Below are 3,310 nucleotides of genomic sequence, written 5' to 3' on the forward strand. Positions count from 1 at the left end.
AATTCTTCGTCATCGGTGGAGGCCGGGCAAGATTTGGCCGTTGAGTTGGGGAAAAATGCTGCTTATTTTCAAGCCGACATCAGCAGCGAAGACGACTGCAAGGCTTTGGTGGCGGCCACGGTGGAGATTTTTGGTGGTTTAAATATTTTGGTCAACAATGCGGGGTTCACGGCGGTTATCCCTCATGAAGATTTAGATGCTGTTTCTGAAGAGGTGTTTCGCCGCATTATGGATGTCAACGTTTTCGGTACCTGGTATTTGAGCCGGGCTGCGGTGCCGGCTCTTGAAGCCAGCGGGGCAGGCAACATTGTCAACATTACTTCTATCGCTGGGTTGCGGCCGGTAGGTAGTTCGATTCCGTATTCGGTGTCTAAAGCTGCGTTGAACCACATGACGCGTTTGATGGCCAACGTGTTGGGCCCCACGGTGCGGGTAAACGCTGTAGCTCCTGGTTTGGTAGAAACCCCGTGGACTGAGTCGTGGGATGTGTTGCATGCCGTGGTGGCGGAACGCTCCCCCATGGGCCGGTCAGCGACCAGCGAAGATTGCGCCGAAGCGGTGATTGCTATTTTGCGCAACACTTACCAAACCGGCGATATTGCCGTAATTGACGGCGGGCTGACGTTGGGTTAGGCCTAGAGATTGAACCTGGTTTTTGGTTTTAAGATTGAGACTTACGCCAGTAGGCAGAGCCGGCGGCGCCAACGATTGAGAGTAAAAAGAGCACAATAAAGAGGTTTACCCCGCCCCCATTTTCACTTTCGTCTTCGGAAAGTGGCACGGCGGCTTCGTCGCTGCTCTCAGTTGCCTCCTTCATGGTGATGGTTTCCTCTGATGGCTTCGTCGTGGCGGCTACTTCTTGACCGCCGTCTTCAGTAGCGAATGGCGGGGCTGTCTCAGAGTTTGCTCCGCTAGTCGTCGTACTCACTTCGCCGTCCCCCTCAAGCAGGATTGAAGCATCCGGCGCTTCTGGCGCCGTGGTGGTGACAGAACCTTCTTCCTCAGGAAGAACGGTGGGAGTACTAACGGAATCTTCTGGTGTCGCTGTGGTTGAAGTAGGTGGGGTGGGCGCAGCAGTAGTCGTTGAAGTGGTGGGTACAACAACATCTGAGTCGCACGCATCGCCAATGCCGTCGGTGTCTACATCTACCTGATCTGCGTTTACAACTAACAAACAATTGTCTGTAGTGTCGGCCACCCCGTCGCCGTCGTCATCGTCATCGCAAGCGTCCCCCGCACCATTGCCATCAGTGTCAGTTTGACTTTCATTAGCTAGGCCTGAGCAGTTATCTGCAGAATCAAAAGCTTTGTCGAAATCGCTATCTAGCTCGCCGGTTGAACAGTCAAAAGCAATACTGGAAGAATCCAACGTGCGATCCAAGAAATTAGACGAGTTATTAACCGAAAGTTGATAACTCAACTTCACCCAGGTGCCGTCAACTTCCTGATTAGTTCGATCCCCGTCTGCCACTATGTACTGAACTGAATCGGTAAAAGAACCCAACGTGCCATGCAAAGAAGTCACATTGGATTCCAGATGCGAAGATACACGAACCGCATACTCACCCGCTGATTCATCAACATCACTCTCTCTGTACCAATAAGAAACATCTACCCTTCCGCCATACCCAGTACAAGTAGAAGTAGTTACTGAAAGCGCCGAGAACGCTGCAGGGCCCGGATCGCAAACATCGCCTTGACCATTACCGTCCGTGTCTAGCTGGTCAGCGTTCGCAGTATTCGGACAATTATCGCTTGAATCAAAAGCTTTGTCGAAATCGCTATCTAACTCGCCGGTCGAACAGTCAAAAGCAATACTGGAAGAATCCAAAATACGGTCAAAAACATTTGAGGAGTTATAAACCTCAAGTTGATAACTCAACTTCACCCAGGTGCCGTCAACTTCCTGATTAGTTCGATCCCCGTCTGCCACTATGTACTGAAAACCAGTTGAAAACGGCTCCCCATAAGTAAAACCGATGCCGGCACTTACTCTCCAACCGCCCTGAGCATGGGTAATCCATGGGTACTCTCCCACCCCTATTTCATTTGATTCAACAGTGACGGTTACCGTTACCTCACCGTCATACCCGGTACAGGCAGCGTTGGAAACTGAAAGAGAATCAACACTTCCCGCACTTGCGGGGTTGGCAAAGCCCAGAATGGTACCGGAACCAATAACTAAAGTTAAAAATACGCTGTTCTTTACGCTTTTTGATTTACGAAACACAGCCCGTCCCAATCGTTTGGCAGATTTGAAACTACCACACATTCCGGCATGTTAAGCAACTCGGTGGGCGTGGAGGGACTTGAACCCCCGACATCCTCCTTGTAAGGGAGAACAAGCACAATTCGCTGACCTGCGGTTTTCATTAAAAGTGCAGGTCAATGCATGTTTCCAGTGACCACCCTTTACCGTTCAAAACCGGCTTTTACCGACCTTATGTGGATGGTTTGTGGATGGCTCTGTTCGTCGTTCTGCCAACGATAGAGCGGACCTTGTTTGAATACTTGGTGACATTTATGCTAAACAATCGCTGTCAATCAAACCGGAGGAATCGTTGTGTCAGAAGGCATACAAAAAGTTGTCGGGCTCACCATTTTTGCTGCCTTAATTGTTCTTGGCATTGTTGCCTCCGATACCGATGGCCAGACCACCACCAGAAATGCTGCAATCCCAATGCTAAACATGGACGGGGAAGAAGAACCTCCTCCTCCGTCTGATAAGGCCCTAGCCAAACTCGAAGACAAGGTCAACGAGATGGGCGAAATGATTCTCGAACTGGCCTCCCAGGTAGAAAACCTGGCTCCCGCCGGAGCAGAAGGAAACCAAGAGGGCTTGGAACAACTCAGTTCACAGGTTTCTGATTTGGTTGGAGAACTACGCCGTACAAATACTCGACTCGTTTTGGCGAGAGCGGAGGCACTTCTTCGAGACCGGGGTTGCGAGTTCCAGCGCGGCCAAGAAGACGAAACATGGGGATGCCGGTATGAAGGGGTCGATGACTGGGGCAACCCCTTTGGAGGGCAGTTCGCTTATGAAGACTTGGCAGGAGCAGATTTACACAATGCTTTTCTTGAACGGTCATCCTTTGTCGGCGCCGATCTCCGGGGTACCGATTTTTCCGGTGCGTACCTTGGCGGCGTCGACTTTATCCAAGCAGACCTTAGGGGTGCCAACTTTACTGGCGCCTTTTTGCTTGGCCAAATGGGCAGCACGGCGCCGGGTACCGACTTTACCCAAGCAGACCTTACGGGTGCTGATTTTACTGGTGCAACATATATAGAAGAGGCCAACTTCCGAGAAGCA

The 3,310-nt window shown here is 51.1% G+C and carries 3 protein-coding genes and 1 pseudogene; 2 read left to right on the top strand and 2 right to left on the bottom strand.

The genetic code is table 11. The annotated features are described in order from the left end of the window. Positions 1 to 633, top strand: a 633-nt coding sequence (locus EYQ49_05215) for an SDR family oxidoreductase (GenBank protein HIG25276.1), incomplete at its 5' end; no start/stop codon positions are given. Positions 634 to 661: 28 nt separating this feature from the next. On the opposite strand, the gene EYQ49_05220 is transcribed toward EYQ49_05215, so the two are convergent. Then, a complete protein-coding gene (locus EYQ49_05220; protein ID HIG25277.1) occupies positions 662 to 1,537 on the bottom strand; it encodes a hypothetical protein in 876 nt (291 codons plus the stop codon). 141 nt (positions 1,538 to 1,678) lie between these two features. After that, positions 1,679 to 2,272, bottom strand: a pseudogene (locus tag EYQ49_05225) (hypothetical protein). 498 nt (positions 2,273 to 2,770) lie between these two features. Here EYQ49_05225 and EYQ49_05230 point away from each other — a divergent pair. Next, on the top strand, positions 2,771 to 3,310 hold a 540-nt coding region (locus EYQ49_05230), incomplete at its 3' end, for a pentapeptide repeat-containing protein (GenBank protein HIG25278.1).

Source organism: Acidimicrobiia bacterium, from assembly GCA_012959995.1.
In the GTDB taxonomy this organism is placed as follows: Bacteria; Actinomycetota; Acidimicrobiia; order Acidimicrobiales; family MedAcidi-G1; genus MedAcidi-G2B.